Origin of the sequence: Bacillus sp. FJAT-18017 (assembly GCF_001278805.1) — a bacterium.
Lineage (GTDB): Bacteria > Bacillota > Bacilli > Bacillales > Cytobacillaceae > Bacillus_D.
In genome coordinates this window covers 4,048,925-4,066,665 of sequence record NZ_CP012602.1, presented here as the reverse complement: position 1 = coordinate 4,066,665, position 17,741 = coordinate 4,048,925, and the positions used below count along the sequence as shown (strand labels likewise).

13 protein-coding genes and 2 riboswitches are annotated in these 17,741 nt (G+C 38.7%); all 13 genes read left to right on the top strand.

The window, feature by feature from the left end:
- Nucleotides 1-889 precede the first annotated feature (889 nt).
- The 13 genes from AM500_RS18800 (at nt 890) to AM500_RS18740 (ending at nt 17,646) form a co-directional block, all read left to right on the top strand.
- Complete coding sequence (locus AM500_RS18800) at nt 890-2,683, top strand: cache domain-containing sensor histidine kinase (protein ID WP_053600595.1); 1,794 nt, start codon at nt 890-892, stop codon at nt 2,681-2,683.
- Nucleotides 2,661-4,274 carry a response regulator transcription factor gene (locus tag AM500_RS18795; RefSeq protein WP_231688037.1) on the top strand — a complete coding sequence of 538 codons (1,614 nt, stop codon included), beginning with the start codon at nt 2,661-2,663 and terminating at the stop codon, nt 4,272-4,274. Before AM500_RS18800 ends, AM500_RS18795 begins: the two co-directional genes overlap by 23 nt.
- The gene (locus AM500_RS18790; RefSeq protein WP_082347294.1) at nt 4,274-5,596 is read left to right on the top strand and encodes an ABC transporter substrate-binding protein; all 1,323 of its coding nucleotides are present in this window, start codon (nt 4,274-4,276) and stop codon (nt 5,594-5,596) included. Before AM500_RS18795 ends, AM500_RS18790 begins: the two co-directional genes overlap by 1 nt.
- Before the next feature lie 206 nt (nt 5,597-5,802).
- Nucleotides 5,803-6,783, top strand: coding sequence for an ABC transporter permease (locus AM500_RS18785; RefSeq protein WP_053600593.1), 981 nt, complete (start codon nt 5,803-5,805; stop codon nt 6,781-6,783).
- A gap of 19 nt (nt 6,784-6,802) precedes the next feature.
- Entirely contained in the window at nt 6,803-7,684 is an 882-nt protein-coding gene (locus tag AM500_RS18780) for a carbohydrate ABC transporter permease (RefSeq protein ID WP_053600592.1), read from the top strand.
- 54 nt (nt 7,685-7,738) lie between these two features.
- A complete protein-coding gene (locus AM500_RS18775) occupies nt 7,739-9,346 on the top strand; it encodes an ABC transporter substrate-binding protein (protein WP_053600591.1) in 1,608 nt (535 codons plus the stop codon).
- A 61-nt stretch (nt 9,347-9,407) separates the two neighbouring features.
- Nucleotides 9,408-10,886, top strand: a complete 1,479-nt coding sequence (locus AM500_RS18770) for a glycoside hydrolase family 32 protein (protein ID WP_053600590.1) — start codon at nt 9,408-9,410, stop codon at nt 10,884-10,886.
- Between the two features lie 21 nt (nt 10,887-10,907).
- Entirely contained in the window at nt 10,908-11,879 is a 972-nt protein-coding gene (locus AM500_RS18765; RefSeq protein ID WP_053600589.1) for a carbohydrate kinase family protein, read from the top strand.
- A 384-nt stretch (nt 11,880-12,263) separates the two neighbouring features.
- Nucleotides 12,264-12,364: riboswitch (SAM riboswitch) on the top strand.
- An 87-nt stretch (nt 12,365-12,451) separates the two neighbouring features.
- On the top strand, nt 12,452-12,646 hold the full coding sequence (locus tag AM500_RS18760; protein WP_053600588.1) for a Fur-regulated basic protein FbpA: 195 nt from the start codon (nt 12,452-12,454) through the stop codon (nt 12,644-12,646).
- 1,222 nt (nt 12,647-13,868) lie between these two features.
- Nucleotides 13,869-13,970: riboswitch (TPP riboswitch) on the top strand.
- 113 nt (nt 13,971-14,083) lie between these two features.
- The gene (gene tenA, locus AM500_RS18755; protein ID WP_053600587.1) at nt 14,084-14,770 is read left to right on the top strand and encodes a thiaminase II; all 687 of its coding nucleotides are present in this window, start codon (nt 14,084-14,086) and stop codon (nt 14,768-14,770) included.
- Entirely contained in the window at nt 14,767-15,357 is a 591-nt protein-coding gene (locus AM500_RS18750; protein WP_053600586.1) for an ECF transporter S component, read from the top strand. Before tenA ends, AM500_RS18750 begins: the two co-directional genes overlap by 4 nt.
- Complete coding sequence (locus tag AM500_RS18745) at nt 15,341-16,912, top strand: ABC transporter ATP-binding protein (protein ID WP_053600585.1); 1,572 nt, start codon at nt 15,341-15,343, stop codon at nt 16,910-16,912. The genes AM500_RS18750 and AM500_RS18745 overlap by 17 nt, the downstream gene beginning before the upstream one ends.
- Nucleotides 16,909-17,646: an energy-coupling factor transporter transmembrane component T family protein gene (locus AM500_RS18740; protein ID WP_053600584.1), complete on the top strand. Its 738-nt coding sequence runs from the start codon at nt 16,909-16,911 to the stop codon at nt 17,644-17,646. Before AM500_RS18745 ends, AM500_RS18740 begins: the two co-directional genes overlap by 4 nt.
- Nucleotides 17,647-17,741: the final 95 nt, after the last annotated feature.

Sequence of the window (17,741 nt, the reverse complement as noted above, 5' to 3'; positions counted from 1 at the left end):
ATTAAACTTTGCCTCATTCACTAAAATGCCAATGCGTATACAATACCCGGATTTCATTCCGAGCAATATTCTTCTTTACACTCATCGTCAGCCACATCTCTCCCAAGTCAATATACCTTACTCCGCCCTTCATCAGAAACAGGATCCCAGTGCATCTCGGTAAACCCAAACGATTGCTCCAGATAATTAACCGAAAACATGATTCAACCTTTAATCGACACATCCTTCACTCCTTCACCCCTTCTATTAATGAAGTGAGACTTGGGGGCCAGGGCGCAACACTCGCCTGCAACAATTAGAGGGACACCGCCGGCAGTGGTTAATAATCTAGTTTCATCTTCCTTTTACCAGAGTCAAAACAGTAATATGGGTAAAATGATAGCCCGCAGAAAAATTGTCGTACTCTATGCAGGTGGAATCGGATGGAACCTTGTAGCATACGGACATGAAATTTAATTGGGACTTAGAAATGCCATTTAATAAATTTTTCTAACAAAACATTCCCCATCCGCCGAAAAACTAAAAGTACTGTCCAAATGGTTGGTCATAGACCACTTAAAAAAATTTATCCTCTGGGTTAGTATCAATAGATGGTAACAGAAACCGTAGAATAAACTAATTAAATGTAAAGAAGGATATCCCCTTTTTCTAGTATAATATCCAGTATAAAGTGCGGTGATCGAACGGGTAGGTGAATCAATTTCACATATAGGGTGACTATAGATTGGCCAAATCTTACTATAGAAAACTCACCGCTTCTTGTGAAGATAGAACTTTCGATAGAGGATTTCTTTGTCATTTTTCTCCTATATAAGAAAATATCGAGATATGCTAAATTAATTATTGAGTGTGTTGTAAGGGCTTTCTTTCTACTGTGGGGAGGTTGAAAATGTTTTTTTCATTAAGAAACCGTTTATTTTTGGTTTTTACATGCTTGCTAACTATTCCCTTCATCATTTTTTCCTTTCTGGTTCCTAATTGGTTTTCTTCTGTGATTAAGGGACAGACCCAGGATTTAACGGTTGAGATGATGGATCAATACTCTTTATATATTAATTCCATTACCACTCAGGCGGAGGACTTGGGAAAGCAAATTCTTGTCAATCCTACGACTTTACAATGGATGAAATCGGAGCATTCAACTTCTGGGTTAACGAAAAATCAAAGATTACTAAGTAGGAATCAGATGAAAAGCCTTTTAGCTTCTATGACTGTGAATAACTCCAATGGGATGTCTGTTTCAGTAATGATGGATGACGGTACAGGTGCTTGGGGGAATAATCCGAAGCTAAAGAACGAAAAATGGTACAAGGAATATATGGTGGATTCCAATTCATTTGTTGCTTCTCATGTGGATCCATTTCAGCCAACTCCAGGGAATATTAATAGTTATATTTTGCCATTAATAGATATGAATACATTAGTTTCGTATGGAATCATAAAGGTCAATTTCCCAACTGATTTGATGGAAACAGCATTAAGTAAAAATAAAATCGGGCAAAAGGGACATGCGTACTTACTAAATAGCCGTGGCAAAAATGTATTAACGGGAGAGCTTCAAACTCCGAAACGTGTACTAACCCATAGTTTAGCAACTATTAACAAACGTTCAGATGAAACGGGAATGCTAGAAGTAAAGTTTCATGAAGATACGTATTTAGTATTTTATCAAAAGTTATCGGTTGGCGGCTGGATTTTACTTAGTGAGGTTACAAAGGCAGACTTGTTTTCAAAAGCGAATGACTTGCGATATAGCATGCTTGCAATCAGTGGGGTTGTTTTCCTGCTAACAATTTTGGCTTCATATTTGCTTTCCTCAAATATCGTCCGTCCACTTGGAAAGCTAGCGACGGCGATGGGGTATATTGAAAGAGGAGATTTTGCAGGCGCAAAACGATTTATGCCAACAATCAAATCTCAAAACAATGAAGTTGGTTATCTAGTAAAAGTGACCGAACATACGGTAGAACAATTAAAATACCATATAGAAATCGAATATGAAACAAATATTCGCAGAAGAGATGCAGAATACAAAGCATTACTCCTGCAAATAAATCCTCATTTTCTTAATAACACACTAGAGATAATAGGCGGCCTGGCTGCTCAAGGCAAAAATAAAGAGGTAATGAATGTTAGTGTTTATTTGGGCCGAATGATGAGATATTCATTAAATACAAATAAGGATGTCGTTACCTTAGGGGAAGAAATGACTTATATTCGCAGTTACACAAGTATTTTAAAAATAAGGTACGTCCATTCAATTTCAATTACGATTATGGAAGATGAATATGCAAAAAATCTTCCTATTATAAAATTCATACTTCAACCTCTAGTGGAAAACGCCGTCAAGTATAGCTTTGTTGAAAAAAGCTTTGCTGATATTTTGGTCCAGACAAAATGGGTAGATGGTCAGTTGATTTTGCAAGTTGAGGATAAGGGTATGGGAATGTCAGAAGAAATAGTAAAAGGGTTGCTCAAAGAGGAAACCGAAAACGAATCAGTGAGTGTATTACAAAGCAAGGGAACAAGCATTGGTCTTAGAAACGTACTTGGACGTTTGAAGCTATACTACGGTGATAATTTTTCCTATAAAATTGAATCGATTAAAGGTGCAGGGACTAAAGTACAACTGAGTATTAAGTATAGTGGAGGTGAACAAGATGTTGAAAGTGCTGATTGCTGATGATGAAATGCAGGTACGCATGGGATTGCGGATGAAAATAGATTGGGAAGCTGAAGGCTTTGAGATTGTTGCGGAAGCCTCTAATGGAAAAGAGGCAATCGAAGTGTTGGAAACAAGGAACATCAACCTGGTCATTACCGATATGAGGATGCCGATAATGGACGGACTTGAATTGGCTCGTCGCTGCTATGAAGAATTCTCAGATGTGAAAGTAATTGTATTATCGGGTTACTCAGATTTTGAATATGTAAGAGGGTCGATGAAAAAAGGTGTAAGAGATTACTTATTAAAGCCAGTTGCCCCTGATGAGCTGGAAGTAACGTTAAGGAATATACACAAAGAGGTGATGGAGGAGAAAAAGAGGCAGGCAAAAGAAGCAAAATTTAAACACCTTGCAATCTCCCAGTTTCAGGAGGTGCAGGAACAATACTTGTTATATTTAGCAAAAGAAAGATGGTTAGATCCTGCGATTGTTATTGAAAGACTAAACCAATTGCATCTTGATGAATTAACTAAAGAAAACATCCGGTTCACTATTCTTACGGTAGAAATCAGGGCTAGAGACGCACATACGAATCGGGTAAAAGAATTATGGCATCCTTTTCAATTAATGTGTAAGGAAATCTCTTCTTTAAAAAATGGTGTCTATACGTTTCACGATCCAAGCTACGCCCAAATGATTCACTTTTTAGTTATTAAAGATAATGAGAATGAGAATGAGACACTATCAAATATGGTCCAGTCTATTCAGCAAAATGTAAACCGTCTGCTTCAGCTAGAAACAGTAATTGGAATTGGTAATACTGTAAAGGGAGTTGCTAACCTTAAGAATGGGTATATAACAAGTTTGCTTGCTTGGAGCAGGAGCGAATTAGGATCCGGTTCTCAAATTATTGATGTTTCAAACATGCAGGAGGATGACTTTGATTTTTCCGCTGATATGGAAAAAAAACTGATGAAAGCTGTGGAAACCGCCCAATTGGCATTATTTAAAGAACATATAGATACTCTTTTAAATAGCAACAAAAACCAATCCATTATTGGATTCTCTTTTCTTTCAAATCGAATCTTATTTTTATTAGGTTCAGTTGTAAGGAAGTATGATGTTGAGACACAGACGGTACAAAAGCTAATGTGGACATGCCAGCAAAACATTTGGGCGTTGAATTCGTACCAAGAAGTTATAGATGAGTTGAAGGAAATTGCTCAGTTGATTATTGAAAAGGTTCGAGCAGCCCGTTTCTCAAATGGTAAATTAATTATTGAAAGTGTCCGGCAATATATCGATAAGCATTATGCTGATGAAATCTCTCTTACTTTATTAGCTGAAATGTTTCATATAAACAGTGCCTATTTGTCAGAGACGTTTAAAAATCATGTAGGGCAAAATTTTAGTGACTATCTTGTCAATATAAGAATTGAAAAGGCAAAGAGGTTTTTAATGGATAAAGATCTGAAAATCATTGATGTGGCGAATCTGGTTGGGTATTCAAACTCAGGATATTTCAGCACTGTATTTAAGAAACAGTTGAAACAAACTCCTCTGGAATACCGCCAGTCTAATGGAAAAGACAGGAAGGATATAAACTGATGCAAAATCGTTGGGTATTTATCATACCTGTCGTGGTGTTTCTAGGACTATTGGTAACTAGTAAATATCTGATTGAGCCAGATACCAAAAAAATAGAGATTGATTCTAGAACCTCACAACCGATTGAGCTTACATTCTGGAGAAATAGGGGAAATGATGCCGAAAATCGGGCCTATGAGGAGCTCGTGTCATCTTTTGAAAAAGAAAATCAAGACATTAAAATAAATATGAAGATGATTCCATACAGCGATTATGAAGTAAGGCTTCGGACTGAAATGGCTACTGGTACTCCTCCAGATATCATGGCAATAGATAGCCCAAACCTTGCCCTTTATGCGAATGCAGGTTCGCTTTTATCCATTGATTCATATATGAAGAAGGAAGGAGATTTAGCAGATTTCCCTGCGTCCACCATGAAGGGACTCACCTATAAGGGGCAAATCTATCTCGCCCCGATAGCTGAATCAAGTATTGCCCTATTTTACAATAAGCATGTTCTAAAAAAAGCAGGGGTTCCGTTCCCTTCATCGGATCCGAATAAACCATTGTCATGGAACCAAGTTGTTAAGATCGCCAAACTAGTAACAAACCACGAGAAGGGTATCACTGGTATTGACCCGGGGCAGGGATTTGGAGATGGGGAAGCCCCTGCCTATTTTAAAATCCCTTTATTATGGCAATTCGGAGCAGATGTAGTCGATCAAAATTCAACGACGGCAAGTGGATATTTGGATTCTGAGAAAGCTATCATGGCCTTGCAGTTTTATCAGGATTTATATCATAAACATCAAGTAGCATCTGTTGAAATAGCACCCGATGCCTTTGTAAAGGGGAAACTAGGGATGACGATATTGGGATCATGGTCACTGAAGGGTTTTGAAAAGATTTCAAATTTTACTCTTGATAATGATTTTGGAGTTGCACCGCTTCCGAAGGGGGTATCACAAGTAGCGCCTAATGGGGGCTGGGCACTTGGAATATCATCGAAGACTAAATATCCAGATGAATCATGGAGATTTATTAAATATGTTACAAGTTACGAAGGGATAAAAACATACGTTACTATCACAGGTGATTTGCCGGCAAGATATTCGGTCGTCAAAGATATCCCGGAACTTAAGCAGTATCCTTTAAATATTTTTATAGAACAGATGCTAAATCATTCTAAAAATCGGCCAGTAACCCCCGCTTATCCTATTGTAAGTAATACGATTCGCACTTTATTCGAAGATATTGGAATAGGCGGAAAGGATGTAAGATCTTCCGCCAAGGTAGCTGCCGAAAAGATAAATACTGGTCTGCAAGAATTTCAAAAGCCATAGGTACAATCCTCCAGTTATTACTGGGGGATTTTTTTTGTTTCTTTTCTCTTTTGAAACCGATTACAAGTTACAAAGATTTTAAACATCCATATCCAAAAAACTCAAACTATCGTTTTTACGTATCCTGCTATAGTTGAAGCAAGAACAAAGGAACTTTGTAAACTTCGTTCTCAATATAGTATTAGCAGGAGTGGAGGTTACTAGAAATGCAGGACTTAATAAAGGCGGAATCAGGCCAAGCCTTGCCGATTGCAAATCGGAAAGAGAAACGCTCGGCGAAAATATTGAAGAAGCTTCGCTATATTCGGGAAAATTACTTTCTCTATATGCTGATTGCGCCGGCTGTCATTTTAACCATCGTATTCAAATATATCCCGATGTATGGTGCAATCATCGCATTTAAGGATTTTAGCACGATAAAGGGCATACTCGGCAGCGATTGGATAGGTTTTGAAAACTTTACAAAGTTTTTGTCATCGCCGAACTTTGAAACAATTTTTATGAGTACCTTAAAGCTAAGCTTATATGGGTTGATACTCGGGTTTCCAATACCCATCATATTGGCCCTCATGCTGAATCAGGTGCGTAGGGCAGCAATTAAAAAAAATCTCCAACTTGTCTTATATGCCCCAAACTTCATTTCGGTTGTGGTTATTGTCGGTATGCTATTTATCTTTTTATCACCTACTGGTCCAATCAATCAGATGGTGACAATGCTGACAGGTGAACCAATCGGATTCCTTTCCGATCCTGACTACTTCCGGAGTGTCTATATCTTATCGGGAATTTGGCAGGCGGCAGGGTGGTCATCCATTATATATGTGGCTGCTTTAGCAAATGTTGACCCGGAACTTCACAATGCGGCAACACTTGATGGGGCGAATATTATTCAACGCATCATTCATATCGATTTGCCTACTTTAAAGCCGCTGATGGCTGTTACGTTCATATTAGCCGCGGGTGGAATTATGTCGATTGGGTTTGAAAAAGCGTATTTGATGCAAACGACGATGAATCTCCCAACATCTGAAATTCTCCCAACCTACGTATACAAAGTCGGTCTCCAAGCTGGGGATTATGCCTATTCAGCAGCTGTCGGTTTATTTAATTCAGTTATCAACGTCATCTTATTGGTAGTTGTCAATTACATCGTCAAAAAACTGAATGAAGGCGAAGGATTGTACTAAAAAGGAAAGGAGAGTAATCATGAATATTAACTATACAAAAATGGATCGAATGATATTGGCCTTGAACAATATCTTTCTTTTTCTAGCAGTCCTAGTCGTATTGGTTCCTTTAGTGTATGTTGTCCTGGCCTCCTTTATGGATCCTACAGTCCTTTTAAATAAAGGAATTTCTTTTAACCCTTCCGATTGGAGCCTAAAAGGATACAATCTGATTCTCAAAAATGAAGCAATGCTAAAAGGCTTCATCAACTCGGTTCTTTATTCAGTTGGATTTGCAGTTGCCACAGTGGTTGTATCTTTGTTCGCTGCTTACCCATTATCCATAAACGGCTTTGTGGGAAAAAACTTCTTTATGACACTATTTATCATCACTATGTTTTTTAGCGGAGGATTAATCCCGACTTACCTGCTTGTGAAAGACTTAGGAATGCTGAATACAGTTTGGGCGATTATTCTTCCGGGTGCCATCAATGTGTGGAATATTATCCTCGCACGAACTTATTTCAAAGGAATCCCATACGAATTACATGAAGCAGCAAAGGTGGATGGGGCATCGGACTTTTTAATTTTCTTTAAAATCGTCCTGCCTTTATCCAAACCAATCATTTTTGTTCTTGCCATGTATGCATTTGTTGGGCAATGGAACTCTTATTTTGATGCGATGATTTACTTGGATGATCCGAATCTTCATCCTTTACAACTAGTATTAAGGTCTATTTTGATTCAAAACTCAACCGATCCAGGTATGATTAGCGATCAATTAGCTATGGCAGAGCTAAAAAAATTATCTGAAATGATTAAATACTCATCAATAGTTATATCAAGCCTTCCGCTTATTGTGATGTATCCATTTTTCCAGAAGTACTTTGAAAAAGGAGTTATGGTTGGTTCACTAAAATAGGGCTGCTGCCTATTAATTTAAAAATACATGCAAAATGATTAGGAGGATTATTTCATGATAAGTTCAAAAAAGGTAATTGCCGTCACTTTAGCAACGCTCTTAATTGCCACAGGCTGCAGCAACAAGAGCAGTGAAACGGCCTCAAAAGATTATAACTTGAAGGATGTTAGCTTTCCGTTAAAAGAAAAAGTAACACTTAATTTTTTGACACAAAGCTCACCCTTAGCCCCAAAAGATCCGAATGAAAAGTTGATTTACAAACGCCTTGAAGAAGAATCAGGTGTTCATATCAAATGGAAGAACTATACGTCTGATGTATTTGCTGAAAAGAGAAACCTTGCCATGGCGAGTGGCGATTTGCCTGACGCCATTATTGATGCAGGTTATGGTGACTATGAACTTTTAAAACTAGCAAAAGACGGAGCAATTGTCCCGGTTGAGGATTTAATTGACCAACATATGCCAAACCTGAAAAAAGTTCTGGAGCAAGCACCAGAGTACAAAGCAATGATGACAGCCCCGGATGGACATATTTATTCGTTCCCGTGGATTGAAGAGTTGGGGTCTGGAAAAGAAAGCATCCATTCTGTTGATGATCTTCCCTGGATCAACGTAGAATGGCTGAATAAATTGGGTCTGAAAATGCCTAAAACAACAGAAGATTTAAAAGAGGTATTAATTGCTTTTAAGACAAAGGATCCGAATGGAAACGGAAAAGCAGACGAAATCCCAATGTCCTTTATAAGTAAGCCTGGCGGGGAAGACTTAGCCTTTTTATTCGGCTCATTCGGCCTTGGTGAAAATTGGGATCATACAGTTGTCACAAACGATGGGAAGGTGAAGTTCACTTCTTCTGATGAAGGATATCAAGAGGGAATTAAATTTCTAAATGAGTTGTACAAAGAAGGATTAGTTGATATCGAAGCTTTTGAACAAGATTGGAATACGTATATTTCAAAAGGTAAAGATAATCGCTACGGCCTTTATTTTACCTGGGATAAGGCAAACATTACAGGAATGAACGAAAAATACGATCTAATGCCTCCGCTAGCAGGTCCAGATGGACATAAAAACGTAGCCCGTACCAATGGCATGGGCTTTGACAGAGGAAGAATGGTAATTACGAGTGCAAATAAAAACTTGGAATTAACGGCAAAATGGATTGATGAACTTTATGAACCACTCCAGTCAGTACAGAATAACTGGGGAACGTATGGTGATGACAAGCAACAGAACATTTTTGAGTATGACGAAGCGGCTAATATGCTAAAGCACTTACCTTTGGAAGGAATGGCTCCAGTTGAATTGAGACAAAAAACAAATATTGGCGGGCCGTTAGCTATTCTTGATGAGTATTACGGTACAGTGACCACAAAACCAGACGATGCAGCATGGCGGCTTGGCTTGTTGAAGGAAGTCATGGTTCCTCATATGCAAGCAGAAAACATTTATCCAAAAGTATTCTTCTCTATCAAAGAACTTGATCGTCTGACAGCTATTGAAACCGACATGTTTGCTTTTGTTATGAGAAAACGAGCCGAGTGGATTCAAAATGGAAAAGTCGAAAAAGAGTGGGATAGCTACCTGAAGGAGCTGGACCGTTTAGGTTTGCAGGAGTGGCTTAAGATTAAGCAAGCCGGTTACGACAGGAATCAAAACTAAATACTAAAATCGAAGGCGGCTGTATTATTTACAGCCTCCTTCTGCGATAAGGATGATAGTTATGAGTAAAACATTATATAAAGAAAAATATCGATTGCAATTTCATTTCTCCCCAGAAGAGAAATGGATGAACGATCCAAATGGAATGGTATTTTTTAATGGTGAGTATCACTTATTTTATCAACACAATCCGCTTGGAACAACATGGGGGCCGATGCACTGGGGACATGCCGTTAGTAAAGATCTCATCCATTGGGAGCAACTTCCGATAGCCCTGAACCCTGATGAGTATGGGACAATTTTCTCAGGCAGCGCAGTCGTGGATTGGAATGATAGTACGGGCTTCTTTAATGGAGAGGCAGGATTGGTTGCTATTTATACAAGTCATGATACGTATCCTGATTCTGATAGGGCAAGACAGCGCCAATGCCTGGCATACAGTAGGGATAACGGGAGAACATGGTTAAAATACGAAGGAAACCCTGTTCTCACAGATGAGAACATTACCGACTATCGTGACCCGAAGGTGTTTTGGCATAAAGAGACAAACAAATGGGTGATGGTCCTTGCTACTGGACAAACAATAACCTTTTATACGTCAACGAATTTAAAAGAGTGGGAGTTTGCGAGTGAATTTGGGCGAGGTTCCGGCTCTCATGATGGGGTTTGGGAATGTCCGGATTTGTTCGAACTGGCCGTAGATAGTGATGAGAACAATAAGCGATGGGTCCTTCTTGTTAGTATTGGCGATAATCCTTCTTTTCCAGAGGGGTCAAGAACCCAATATTTTATTGGGCAATTCGACGGAAAGACATTCATAAATGAGAATTCCGATAATACAACACTTTGGCTTGATTTTGGCCGGGATAACTATGCAGGAGTAAGTTGGTCTGATCTTCCGGATGAAGATAAGAGACGGATATACATCGGCTGGATGAGTAATTGGCGTTATGCAAACGTAGTCCCTACAGACGGATGGCGCAGTGCTATGACTTTACCGAGGGAGCTAACCCTGGCAACAACTGAATCAGGAGTTCGTTTAGTGCAAAAAGTGGTGTCTGAATTTAACCAGTTAAGAAGCAACAAGGAAGATATAGGGAATATTACACTAATCTCTGAAAAAGAATTCAATATGACTCTACCGAGCGAATTGATAGAATTAAACTTTACGTTTGAAAAAAGCGATGCGGCCGCTTTCGGTATCATCCTGGAAAACACCGTTAATGAGAAAGTAACAATCCAATATGATACTGTAGCTCAAAAGCTATTTGTAGATCGTATGAACGCTGGTGAATGTCAATTCAGCGATTCGTTCCCGGCGATTCAAGAAACAACCGTAACTATGGAAAATGGTCAAATCAATCTGCAAGTATTGCTTGATACTTCCTCTATTGAAGTATTTGCAAACGGAGGAAAGGCTGTCTGTACCAGTCTTATCTTCCCGTCCCAAGCCTACAGAAAGCTAACCCTATTTTCCAAGGACGGATCAACCCATGTGCGAGACGCGGTACTTAATAACCTTTCATCCATATGGGATTAACAAAAGGCAGGTAGATATAGAATGGTAGCGAGTTCAACAGTATTTTGCATAGGGGAATTGTTGATTGATTTTTTCTGTACCGATGTGGATGTTAACTTGACAGAAGGAAAGAATTTTGTGAAACAGGCTGGAGGTGCACCTGCGAATGTGTGTGCAGCAATTGCAAGATTGGGAGGACATGCACAGTTTGCCGGAAAAGTTGGGAATGACCCGTTTGGACAATTTTTAAAGAAAACATTAGAAGATGTAAGAGTGGATACCTCCATGCTTATTCTTGATGATTCCCATCCAACCACTCAAGCGTTTGTATCTCTAAAGGCCGATGGTGAAAGAGATTTTATTTTTAACCGAGGAGCAGATGCCTTCGTAACCGAAGAGGAACTGAATAAAGAAGTCATTATGAGGAACTCAATTCTTCATTTTGGGTCAGCTACAGCATTGTTACAGGAACCATTTAAATCCACATATGTGAACCTAATGCTGGAGGCCAAAAAAGAAAACAAGTTTGTGTCCTTCGATCCCAACTATAGACATGATCTATGGAAAGGAAGAGTAAAGGATTTTATTGATATAACCAAAAAATGTATTGGGTTAGCAGACTTTGTGAAGATGAGCGATGAAGAATTAAAAATAATCTCAGGCGCCAAAGATGTGAAAGAAGGTATCTCACTTCTCCACCTCATGGGGGCTAAAGTAGTAGCCGTTACATTAGGAGCAAATGGAACAATCGTTTCGAATGGAAAGAAAAGTGAATTGGTTCCGAGCATTAGAATCACTTCAATTGACTCTACAGGAGCAGGAGACGCATTCGTAGGGGCCACTCTCTTTCAATTGTCTAGAGTTATTGACCCTCAAACCTTAGTAGAAGACTTTGAGGAATTAAAAAGGGTAATCTACTTTAGTAATAAAGTCGGTGCTTTCGTTTGTACAAAAGTAGGAGCCATTTCAACATTGCCAACCGAAAAGGATGTTTCATTCTTTGTCGGGCAGTAAAGGAAATTTATTTTAAAGAAAGTAAAGTAGACAACTAAAAATTATGCAGTGAGCGCGTGTCGATATTCAATCAGCGTTGATCCTTTAATCTTCTTTGTCATCGTTTATAGCTGTCTCTAGATTGGAAGATACTTTCTAACAGATCATTTGCTTTGAAAAGCCGCCTGGATTTTACTCCTGGCGGTTTTTAGTATATAAGCCGTTTAGAAGATTTTAATTAATCCATGTTGAATGCTTCAATGGCCGATGCTTAAGGAACATAGGGCTAGTTAAATCAGGAAGGCTAAATTCTGTACTGTTTTATAAAAACGGGTTAAATTAGAGTTGACCGGTCGGAATAATTGGTTTAAACTGAAAGTGTAATTATTATCCAAAAAACTATAGTACTTATCAAGAGAGGTGGAGGGACTGGCCCGACGAAACCTCAGCAACAGATTTAAACTACTGTGCTAAATCCTGCAAGCCATGTGCTTGGAAGATAAGTTGAGGCTTCATATTGAATAAATCCTCCTCATCTTATCGTTTTAAATGGTATCTCATTTGAACAAAGTTGAAAAAGGAGGGTTTTTATTATGGGTAAATTAAAGGATATCGTTGAGCAAAAAAGAAGTGAGTTAATTAGTAAACTAATAGGCTTAGACAACTATAGAAAAAATAAAAAACATCTTTATGAATTAACATTGTCAGAATTAGAATACGAATATTTTAAAACGCAATATAGCGAGCATCCGCACGCAGGGTTTGGTTCTATTAGGTGGAAAAATTAATAATTTGATTGAATAATAAAAGACTACAGTTTCTCTTTTTTTTTAAAGAGATTAATTGTAGTCTTTTTTGTAATTTATGAAAGTACATCTTTTTCCACCTGACGGGTGTGATCCGGCTTTTCTATAGAAGCCAAACCGTTATTACAGGCACAAAGTATATTAAAATAGGCCGATCGATCCTCTTCAAATTTCTACAATATTTATAGAATGAATGGTATAATTTAGCAGTTGAGTTAGAGCTTTTACTGTAAATAGAGTGAAATGTGTGATTCCAAACATTTATTAGTTTTATTGGAGGTTTTGCGATGTCGCAGAAGTATTTGAAATTGAATAGATGTTAATTACGTGAAGCAAGAGTATTTATAGGCAAAATAAAGGTTACCTATAAAGGTTAAAGGTGTTGATTGGGGGTTCTAACTGATCAACACCTTTTTTACTTTGGTTTTACTCTATCGTGTGAAGGACAAACTGGATCATGTATATAACGTATTTCTAGCGCAGCGGCTCTGTAGTATGGGGATGCGCAGAGGGTTGTAAGGGGGAAAGGAAAGTGGGTTTTCGCAAGTTTCATCGCAATATTAAAATTAGGATTACAGAATCGTTCCTTAGTTTATTAGAAGAATTAAGCAGAATTGGTCGTTGTGGGAAGAGCGTGTTAGGCGAGCGTCTTGAAAGGTGCTGCGATGAAATCCCGCATTCTATTTAGTTATGTTATTCACAGGGCTTTTCGGTCTGGCTTCAACCGTTAGTTTCCACGTACCGAACTTTGTATAATCAGTAGGATTTACAGCCACAATGGCAGCGCAGGTGTAACTTGTGTAACGATAGGCCAAAAAGGTGGTAAATTCTTGCTTGGTGCAATTATTGATAAATTTTGTATTAAATCAGCTCTATTTTGTGCCGATTTTAACAGGATGTAAAAAATGGCGTGCGCTAGATCCATCAAGAGCTTATGATGTGGAGCGCAAAACTGTGCTATGGCGGCAGAGAATGCGGGGCTTGGCCTTTATTATATGGATTTGCGGATGGATAAATATCCAGGTTGGGTTGCGCAATGGCAGTTAGCAGCAACAGATCATCTCGATTAAGAAAACCCAGTGTAAAAAGGCTCGTATTAGCTGGTATGCTAGATACGGGCTTTAGCAATTCATCTAAGTTAAATTTTCAATTTGATTGACTTTATTAAAAAGCGTGTGTAATGTAAAGATTATCATATTAATAGGAAGACCACTAGGGGAGCCATTACTGGCTGAGACAGAGTTGATCTGGACCCTTTGAACCTGATCTAGTTCATACTAGCGTAGGAAAGTGGAGTTCGTGCAAGGATATAGTGTCATATATATTCGGCCGCTCCATTTTTGGAGCGGTTTTTTTTCATTTCTGCTCCATAATGACCCCATTTTAAGTCTTCCTATTAAAACTAAAGGGGGAAATAACATGAGTTTTTCGGCTGAATTGAGAAAAGAGGCAAATCCGATTTTCGAGGCTATCTTTGAACATCCTTTTGTACGAGGAATTGCCAGTGGTGAATTAGGAAAGGAACAGCTTATCCATTATGTCAAACAAGACTTTGAGTATTTGAATTCCTTTATCAGAGTCTATGCGGCAGCGATTATGAAATGCGAGGATCGTGAAGATATGGAGATGTTCAATAGGCAAATATCCTTCATATTAAACAGCGAAATCCATCCACATCAAAACTTTTGCCAGGTAGCAGGTGTTCGATATGAGGAACTGCAAGGATTTCCTTTATCACCGTCTGCACTTCATTACATACGTCATATGCTTACAGTTGCTCATGAAGGAACATTAGGTGAAATTTTGGCTGTTTTATTGCCATGTCCATGGACATATTGGGAAATTGGGAAAAGGTTGTTAAATGAGGTTGAACCGGATTCCTCACACCCCTATTATGACTGGATTCATTTTTATGGGAATCGGACGGATTCGATTACTCCAAAATTTTGCGCACGGATAGATCAATGGGCAAAGGAATCAACAGAGAAAGAAAAAGCAAAAATGAAAGAACACTTCTTAATCAGCTGCCAGCTTGAATATATGTTTTGGGATATGGCCTATAAACTTGAGGAATGGCCAGTGAAAATGGAGGCGGTAAACAGATGAATTGGAAAATGAAGGAGGTAGTCCTTACAGTCATTCTCTCTGTTACTTGTGGAGTTATTTATTTGGGATGGTCAACTCTATGGATTCCGGTTTCGGCTATCGTGGGGCCAGTTGGTGCAGGCTTTATGTTTGGGATATGGGTGATTGCCAGTCCAATAGTTGCATATATCATTCGAAAACCAGGTGCTGCTTTTATTGCGGAGGTTACGGCGGCGGCTGTGGAACTCTTAACGGGAAGCCATTTCGGTCTTTCTGCGTTGTTAGTAGGAGTGTTTCAAGGGATTGGGGCTGAGATGGCTTTCGCGATAGTTAGATACAAGCACTACGGCCTCAGTACGTTGATGCTATCGGGTGCTCTGGCTGCAATAATGGGCATGGTGTATAACGTATTGGCTAATGGTTTTGGATTTTACACGACAGAAGTATTTTTTACCACGTTAGCAATTCATATAATTAGCGGAATCATTCTTGGTGGATGGCTGGCTAAGGTAGTAGCGGATGCACTAGCTATGACTGGTGTTTTAGACCAATATGAATTGATAAAAGAAAAACGAAAAAAAGGTGAGATTCATGTTTCTGGGCTGTAGGAATCTTTCCATTCGTTTCTATAATCGTTCTACTAGTATCCTTAATAATATTAGTTTGTCGATAAATAAGGGAGAGAAGGTATTAATACTTGGTCCGAGCGGGAGCGGGAAATCAACATTGATTTCTGCTCTTGCAGGTATCATTCCTGAGCATGTTGAAGCAGAAGTAAGCGGTGAAGTATTTCTAAGAAGTCGTGCCGGTGTCATGCTTCAAGACCCTGACTCTCAATTTTGTATGCTTCGTGTTGATGAAGAAATTGCGTTTAGTCTCGAAAATCAATCGATTCCTCGAAGTGAAATGGAACCAGCCATTTTAGATTTAATGAATAAAGTAGGATTAAAGGTTGATAGAAAAACTTCCATTGAAACACTGTCAGGGGGAATGAAACAAAGGCTGGCATTAGCCTGTTTGCTAGGATTAGAACCTGAAGTATTGTTTTTTGATGAACCAACAGCCCAATTAGACCCAGCAGGCAGGATGGAGATATTTGATTTATTGAAACAGATGTCACAAACTACAAATAAAACGATGGTAATTGTCGAACATGTGCTAGATGGATGCATTGATTGGATGGATCGGGTCATTTTGATTAATGAGAGCGGAAGCATTATCGCGGATGGGAAGCCAGAAGAGATTCTTCGCAATTATAATCATGAGATGGAAGAAGCAGGAATTTGGCGCCCTAAACTATTCCCTTATAAGTGGATGGATGTTGTCGAAAATGCCTCACACCCTCTATCTATCAAACTGACAAACAAGCTTAAAACAGACTCTCAAGCAAGGGTGAATAAGGATACTTTACTTGGAACAGACCATGTAGAAATCGGTTATGGCAAGAAGAGAATAGTGAAGGGAATGAATGTAAGCATCCATAAAGGTGAGTGGATTTCGATCGTTGGAGCGAATGGAAGTGGAAAAAGCACTTTCTTAAAAAGTTTGATCCGTTTAGCGCCAATAAAAAATGGCAGTATTCATTTTCAAAATAAGGAACTTAAAAAATGGCCGGATAAAGAATTGTATGAAAAAGCAGGTTTTGTTTTTCAAAATCCCGAGCTTCAATTTATAACAGATACAGTATTTGACGAAATTGCTTTTGGCGGCCGACAACGAAATTGGCAAGAAGAGCAGATTCATGCCAAAACTGTTCAACTATTAAGGGAGTTTAAATTGGAGTCGCTTTACAATTCTCACCCTTTTACTCTAAGTGTAGGACAAAAACGGCGGTTAAGTGTTGCAACCATGTTATTGTTTGATCAACCTTTATTATTGCTTGATGAACCAACCTACGGTCAAGATGAAAAAACAGCAAGTGAACTTATTAAGCGATTAAAGGAGAGACAGGAAAAGGGAACCACCATTGTGATGGTTACTCACGATATGGATTTGGTTGATACTTATTCCGATCAAGTCATTCTCTTAAATAAAGGAAGAGTTGCCTATCAAGGGACACCATACGGGTTATTTTCTAATCAAACTATTTTAAGTGAGACGGAGATCATTCCGCCACTTCATTACCAGCTAGCTCATGCAAGAGGGGAGCGTGTACTTGTATGAAATCAAACGATTCCTTCCTCGCTTACCTAAATCCAACTATTAAATTACTCTCTCATTTGTTAGTTATGTTTCTGTTAATGACCACAACAAATCCACTAGTAACTTTTTGGATTTGGGTACTCGGGATATTGATTGGAGTTGTTTTTGGAGGATGGAAAATGACATTCATTTTAACAAGGCTGCTTCCGTACTTAGGATTTTTTATCTTTGTATTTTGGATGATGGCAGCTTTTGGAGAAGGGGAAGAAACCATTTGGAGATGGGCCTGGTTTCATATTACTGTGGAGAGTATGAATCATGGCTTAACGATTGCATTAAGGATGCTAGGGTTTGTTACATATGGTTTATTATTTACCTCAACAACAGACTTAACCTTACTAATTATGAGTTTCATTCATCAATGCAAACTTTCGCCAAAGTGGGCGTACGGTCTATTAGCAGGGTTTCGTTTCATCCCGTTATTCCAAACTGAACTTAACCAAATGAAAATCGCCCATAAGGTGAGAGGCTACAAGCAAAAGAATAGTTGGAAAGCTTTCATAAGGTACTCATTACCACTGTTTACGCAAGGAATACGAAAATCGGAACGAATTGCTATTGCGATGGAAGTACGGGGATTTACGGGTGGAAGGGATAGAACTTATTATCAAACCACTAGAGTGGTAACAAAAGACTGGGCTTATTTACTTTCTTTATTTTTTGCTGTAGTAGGGATTATCTTATTTATCGGCTGAATTTAAAGAAGAGCAAACAAATAAATTGAACCATTGAATTACGTTGTTCCCCATACAATACGTAACAAGGTAGATACATGAGGCCTGATACCTCA